This is a genomic window from Marinobacter sp. (assembly GCF_048266785.1).
Taxonomy (GTDB): domain Bacteria; phylum Pseudomonadota; class Gammaproteobacteria; order Pseudomonadales; family Oleiphilaceae; genus Marinobacter.
Genome location: NZ_JBLWYX010000042.1, coordinates 1 through 5,419, shown reverse-complemented (window position 1 = coordinate 5,419; position 5,419 = coordinate 1). Strand labels below are relative to the sequence as shown.

The 5,419-nt window shown below is 57.3% G+C and carries 7 protein-coding genes and 2 pseudogenes; 4 read left to right on the top strand and 5 right to left on the bottom strand.

Annotated elements, in window-relative coordinates; genetic code table 11:
* Both ACN0V1_RS21365 and ACN0V1_RS21360 read left to right on the top strand, forming a co-directional pair.
* A partial coding sequence (locus tag ACN0V1_RS21365; RefSeq protein ID WP_417546853.1) for a hypothetical protein occupies positions 1–182 on the top strand: 182 nt, incomplete at its 5' end.
* Positions 183–1,310: 1,128 nt separating this feature from the next.
* Positions 1,311–1,892, top strand: coding sequence for a hypothetical protein (locus ACN0V1_RS21360; RefSeq protein ID WP_417546850.1), 582 nt, complete (start codon positions 1,311–1,313; stop codon positions 1,890–1,892).
* Positions 1,893–2,044: 152 nt separating this feature from the next.
* On the opposite strand, the gene ACN0V1_RS21355 is transcribed toward ACN0V1_RS21360, so the two are convergent.
* From ACN0V1_RS21355 to ACN0V1_RS21345, 3 genes are all read right to left on the bottom strand, one after another.
* Positions 2,045–2,842, bottom strand: a complete 798-nt coding sequence (locus ACN0V1_RS21355) for an inositol monophosphatase family protein (protein ID WP_417546849.1) — start codon at positions 2,840–2,842, stop codon at positions 2,045–2,047.
* 30 nt (positions 2,843–2,872) lie between these two features.
* The gene (locus ACN0V1_RS21350; RefSeq protein ID WP_417546848.1) at positions 2,873–3,163 is read right to left on the bottom strand and encodes a hypothetical protein; all 291 of its coding nucleotides are present in this window, start codon (positions 3,161–3,163) and stop codon (positions 2,873–2,875) included.
* Positions 3,164–3,297: 134 nt separating this feature from the next.
* Entirely contained in the window at positions 3,298–3,567 is a 270-nt protein-coding gene (locus ACN0V1_RS21345; RefSeq protein ID WP_417546852.1) for a hypothetical protein, read from the bottom strand.
* Here ACN0V1_RS21345 and ACN0V1_RS21340 point away from each other — a divergent pair.
* A pseudogene (locus tag ACN0V1_RS21340) lies at positions 3,530–3,970 on the top strand (LysR substrate-binding domain-containing protein); the annotation flags it as partial. The gene ACN0V1_RS21345 and the pseudogene ACN0V1_RS21340 overlap by 38 nt on opposite strands.
* A 72-nt stretch (positions 3,971–4,042) precedes the next feature.
* Positions 4,043–4,258 (top strand): hypothetical protein, encoded by a 216-nt coding sequence (locus ACN0V1_RS21335; RefSeq protein WP_417546851.1) that lies wholly within the window; start codon positions 4,043–4,045, stop codon positions 4,256–4,258.
* Positions 4,259–4,273: 15 nt separating this feature from the next.
* Here ACN0V1_RS21335 and ACN0V1_RS21330 read toward each other — a convergent pair.
* Both ACN0V1_RS21330 and ACN0V1_RS21325 read right to left on the bottom strand, forming a co-directional pair.
* Positions 4,274–4,798: pseudogene (locus tag ACN0V1_RS21330) on the bottom strand (LuxR C-terminal-related transcriptional regulator); the annotation flags it as partial.
* Between the two features lie 6 nt (positions 4,799–4,804).
* Positions 4,805–5,239, bottom strand: a complete 435-nt coding sequence (locus ACN0V1_RS21325; RefSeq protein ID WP_395764839.1) for a phosphate-starvation-inducible PsiE family protein — start codon at positions 5,237–5,239, stop codon at positions 4,805–4,807.
* Between the last annotated feature and the right edge of the window lie 180 nt (positions 5,240–5,419).

Here is a 5,419-nt window from a genome sequence, read left to right as displayed (position 1 = left end):
AGCAGGCGAAAACCGACACGCAGCTCGCGCGTGGCGTCATTCAGCGCCAGGCGATCGTCATCCAGCTGAGCCAGGCGTGGCAGCAGCTGGGCGATACGGTCGATGAAACTCGAGGCATCATCAGCGCTTTGGAGATTTTGAGGCGACAAGCTGGAGGTGATCTGGTGGTGGGTAACGCCTAAGGCGTAAGGTTGTATTTCGCATAATCTATATTATGTTAAATTACGTTTGTGATAATGGCTGTGCGTTGCCATCGCCACCTTTAGGTCCATTCCAGTGATCTGAACTAAAGATTCGAATTTCTGGTAACTACAGATTCGAAACGGGATTGAGCTCTCCGTTTCTAACCTTCGGTTCACTCTGTGCCCTCCCGTTTCCAATCTTTGGTTCACGAAAAAATCCGATTTCTAATCTTCAGTTCATGGATTGCCGTTCCATTTCGAATCTTTGGTTCACGTGCTTCGCCGTTTCTAATCTTCAGTTCACCGGAGCGTCCATTCGATTCGGTCACGCATCTCTCGATCAGTTGATCCCCTAAGCACCCGGTACTAGCCTGAATGAGTACAACGCACGTCGCGCTCGGGTACGCACGCCGATGGCTCTTAGGGCTTAGAGCCGGGATCAACGTCATGAAGATCGCGCCACAACCTCTTTTTGAGGTGCTTACTCGCTTCAAAAAGCTCGAGTTTCAATCCCCAGAGCTGCGATATGAGCTACCTGAGGTGCGCGCATTTCTGGAAGGGTTTCCAGCGGCGTTTCGCGCCAAGGAGGGATACGTTGCAGTACGTGCTTTCCTAAAAACCTGCAGCGATAACGAGACAACATTCAACAGCTACCGCACTCATGCAGAGCGCTTACTCCTTTGGTCGCTCCTGGAGGCCCAGAAGCCGCTCCTAGAGCTCAACCACTCGGATAGCGAGAGCTTCGTAGCATTCTGCCTTAAGCCGCCGAGCAGCTGGGTTGGGCCGGTTGTAAGGGACAGGTTCACTCGCATTGGCAGTCGGATGGCGCATGAGTCAGACAGCTACATGGTCAATGCCGACTGGCGGCCTTTCAATTGGCACAATCCCAAAAGCGATCGATCTACCTCCTCAGGATGCACCCCTCCTCCGCTATCCGGCCCACCATTGGGCCTATCTCAGGCGACCCTTAATAAGTGCATATCTGTATGCAAATGCCTCTTTGTCTATGCCGTTGGTGAGGATCTAACCGAGGTCAACCCATTCGCCTCTAACCGCCTTCCTTCACGGGGAAGACGTATTCCAGGGAGCAATGGAGCGCGTTCGCTGAGCAAGGATCAATGGCTATACGTGATTGATACAGCAGCTGGTATGGCTTCAGAAGACGTCCGACATGAGCGGACGCTGTTCATCCTCGCCACCGTTTACGCCATGTACCTGAACGTATCCGATTTATCAGGCAAAGGGCGCGACGCTCCGGCGATGAAGGATTTTCGCAGGGACGCTGCTGGTCTCTGGTGGCTCTATCTGCGTAAAGGCGCCCGGTTGGTAGACAGAGTTCGTGCGCCGCAGGAGTACCTGGATGTTTACCTTGCACGTTACCGGCGCATTTTAAACCTACCTCCCCTGCCCTCCGACGACGAGGCCGTACCTCTGCTATGTACCCTGGGAGGGCGACCAGGATTGTCCGACCACCACATCCGCGGACTCCTCCAGCCGGTGTTTGATTTGGCCCTTGTTCGAATGCGGCAGGACGGGTGGAGTGAAATGGAGGTTGATCAGTTGCGATCGGCATCGCTCCAGTGGATCCGCAACACCTCTGCCAGGCTTGCCTCACCGAACCTCAATACTTTTGAGTTACAAGCCGCTCTTCGGATACGTGATATAGCACGCTACACCGCCACGGTACCCGGTGAAGAGAGTGACAGCTAAAGGGGTCTGCTGCCCGTCGAAATCTGCAAATAAATCTGCAAAACAGCACATCTGCCATCTCTGAAGTGCCCATTCTAGAGGCCTTAAGCGGTCATTGGTAAAGGTGCAAAAAAATACGCATATTCACCAGTAAGCATCGTTCCGCCGAGCCTTCAAAAGAGCTTTCCCCAATCTCTATGGGCTAACGCGCTACACGCACTGGGTGCTCCACCGAAGCAACGTAGCGACACTCTTTTCATCCGGGCCTCTGAGTCGTAAATCACTGGCACGCCATCTTGGTTAAGCAACACACCGCCAGCCCCGATCAGCAGAGCATGGCCACCAACGACGTCATGTGCCGAGACCGGCACGAGAGAGATTCCCGCGATAGCGTCGCCGGCGGCTACGCGAGCCAAGCGATACGCAATACTGGGGGAAGGAACAAAAGCTGCGGGCGCGCACAACTCGGCGTTGAGTTCTGGCTTGTTTACTGCCGCTGTGCTCACTAGGACCTGGCAGCCCGCGTCCAGAGCTCGATGCGCAAGCTGAGCGGTCACTTTGCGGTTATTGCGGATAACGCTTCCGCTGCCTTCCGCCCATGAGATGCAATCGGGCCCCAGATCTGGAGTGACTGGTGCGTAGACCACACCGAGAACGGGCGTCGCATTGCGCAGAAGCCCTACTGAAACTGCAGATCCTTTACGCCCTTGTAGAAAATCGCTGGTTCCATCGTTGGGGTCTACAACCCAACAATACTCGTGGCCAGCCAGGCTGGTGCCTGTTTCTTCTCCCCAGAAATCGCATGGCAGAAGGTCAAGGAGCCCCCTGCGCAGTACCACTTCGATTTCGGCGTCTATTTCTGCCTTGTCGCCGTAGCCACGCGGCCCGCCTGGAAGATCCCACTCGGCTGCAAGGAGCTTGCCTGCCAACAGCACCTTCTCAGTGACGAGCTTTAGCAATTCCTGGTTCATGGTCGGGCGCCTGCGCTAAAGACCCTGCACTCAGTGTTGCACATCTGTGGGGTTTGCTGGGGGTCCGCTCCCCTGCCCCTTTACCAACTGTCGGATACCTGCTGGTACCGGCACCGTCGTGATAGAGGTGGAGCCCAGCGACGCCCCCGCAGAACCATCCAACGATAGCGGTGACACCTCACAGGCGGCGAACGCCGCACCTGCGCCGTCTGCTGCGCCCGCTGCCGATAGCGTCGACGCCCTGCTGGCACTGCTCGGCACCCCTGATACCGAACGGCCCCCACAGGGGCCGGAGGCTGCGCCGCCAGTTGCAACCTGCATCGATGAACCACCTGCACCCATGCGACTGCAGAAATTTGAGACTTTTCCTGCGAAACTCTCACTGCTCCCTGTCAATTGAGCACAAATCTGAAACAACCTCGCCCTAGAATGAGTAATTTCGAAATTTCTTCGCCTTAGCACCAGCACACCGAACTAGTGTGCGAGTCGCGACTGTCCGTGTATGACGACAACGCTGCCTCGACCGCCGCATAGGTGGAGGCATCAAACGGCTCTGGATCGAAGTCACGTGGAAGGCGACACCCTCCTCTCTCGAGCATTTCGGGTAGCAGGGCGCGATCCAGGCGCACCTCAGCAAGCAGATCGGGCCTGATCTCGCGCTGTACACCAGCGCTATCAAAGCGTTCGGTGCCAGCGGTGGCGAGCCTCGAGACCCGTCTGTTCAATCGTACGACTCGCACTGTCTCGCTGACCGCGGCGGGCCGGGTCTACGTCGAACAAGTCGCGCCGGCCTTGCGAGACTTGCAATCCAATCTGGAAGCCGTTCGATCACACGCGGCAGCACCAAGCGGCACGTTGAGGATCAACGCGAGCGCGGCCCGGGTCGCGCTGCTTCCGCTCGTGCTGGAGTTCATCCGCCAGTACCCCAAGGTACATGTCGACCTCGTCACCGAGGAGCGCCTGATAGATAACGTCGCCGACGGGTTCGACGTCGGAGTGCGTGCTGCGAATCTGGTACGCAGCGACATGATCGGAATCCCGCTCGGCCAGCGGCAGTGCTATGCGGTGGTCGGCACGCCGGCGTATATCCATAGGCACGGACGGCCGCAAACGCCAGCGGATCTTCTGCGACATTGCTGTCTTCGGATTCGCCTGCCAAACGGGGCGATCTTCCCTTGGCACTTAAGAGACGGTCAAGTCATGAGAATTGATGTAACCGGACCGCTTACGCTCATTCTGCGGATTCTGGCGGATTGGACCCCGCCCAGGGACGAGCTGTGCCTGTACTATCCGAACCGCCACAATCCGTCCGGTGCATTCAAGGCGTTCACGTCGCTTGCCCGAGCCAACCTGACCGGCAAAGCGCCCTCGCCTAATGCGCCCCATTCCGGAGGCGCTGAAACCAAGCCCAAGTAAGTGGCATAATTGCCATTAGTAAATCAGCCCAAGTGTCAGGCCCTTCAAGGTCGCAGCCGCGCGCGTCGAGCATTCCAGCTTGCGAAAGATGCTCTCGACATGGGTACGTACCGTACTCGGGCTGATATCCAGCATGCGCGCCACTTGTTTGTTGCTCGCGCCACGACTGATTTCCAGGAGAATGCGGCACTCGCGCTCCGACAGTACTGCCCCCCTTGCCTGAGCGAGCGTGCGTTCACCCCGTGCGGCAGCGATCACCGCTTCGCACGCGCCTGTGTCGAAAAGCCCGCGATCAGCATCTTGCTTGAGAAGCTTTGCCGCTTCCAACTCACCATAGGCCGGCCGCCACGGCCTACTTCCTCTCAGGGCGACCCAGGCGACAGCGGCAGCAAGAAGTCGATGCTCCGGGCGTAGCGCTGAAGCCGAAGCACCCCGAAAATAGCCACTGCCATCGAGTCGCTCATAGGCATGCGCGGCAATCTCCGCGCAACCGTCCAACTCGCTGATTGGCTTCAACGCCCTCTGCGTCCAGTACGGAAGGTCCAATCACTCGCTCTTCCGGTCGTCGCGTTCACGCATGAGCCAATAGGTCAGACCCAAGGCCAGTATCGTCCCCGCCAGGGCGGCCAATTTGGCAGGATCAACGTCGGGGTCAAGGATGATGAACTTGCGGGCCAGTGCCAGGATCGCGATCAGAATGACGGTCTTGACCTGGATGATGCTTTCCTTACGCAGCGCCACGCGCACGATGGAATGCTTGAACTCCATCGCGATCAAGAGCGTCATGATCATGCCGAACACACTCTGGAATACCTTGTGATCCAGGGGATTGAAGGCATCGAGAACCAGCAGCGTGAAGACGATGGCGATGAGCTGGAACAGCGACACCACGATGATGACGGCAATTACCGCCGACAGAACGAGGGCGACGACCTGCTCGAAGCGCTCGTAAACCGTCATCAACCGCCACTGGGAGCGCATCTCGTCAAGGGCCGTGTGGCCAGATTCTTTATGCATAAGCGTTGCTCTCTCTTTCAATGAAGCGCTAAGGAAGGTCTGAAGTAACCCTGTATTTCCGGTCGACTTCAGCCCTCGCTGCTTTTGAAAGCGGGCCGTCGATCAAAATCGACCAGGTAACCCGCTCAGTTCTCCGTTTTTGGC

Bases quoted from the DNA above. Each gene is read 5' to 3' on its own strand.
- ACN0V1_RS21355 (WP_417546849.1), bottom strand. From the start codon at position 2,842: ATGAACCAGGAATTGCTAAAGCTCGTCACTGAGAAGGTGCTGTTGGCA.
- ACN0V1_RS21350 (WP_417546848.1), bottom strand. From the start codon at position 3,163: ATGCAGGTTGCAACTGGCGGCGCAGCCTCCGGCCCCTGTGGGGGCCGT.
- ACN0V1_RS21335 (WP_417546851.1), top strand. From the start codon at position 4,043: ATGAGAATTGATGTAACCGGACCGCTTACGCTCATTCTGCGGATTCTG.
- ACN0V1_RS21325 (WP_395764839.1), bottom strand. From the start codon at position 5,239: ATGCGCTCCCAGTGGCGGTTGATGACGGTTTACGAGCGCTTCGAGCAG.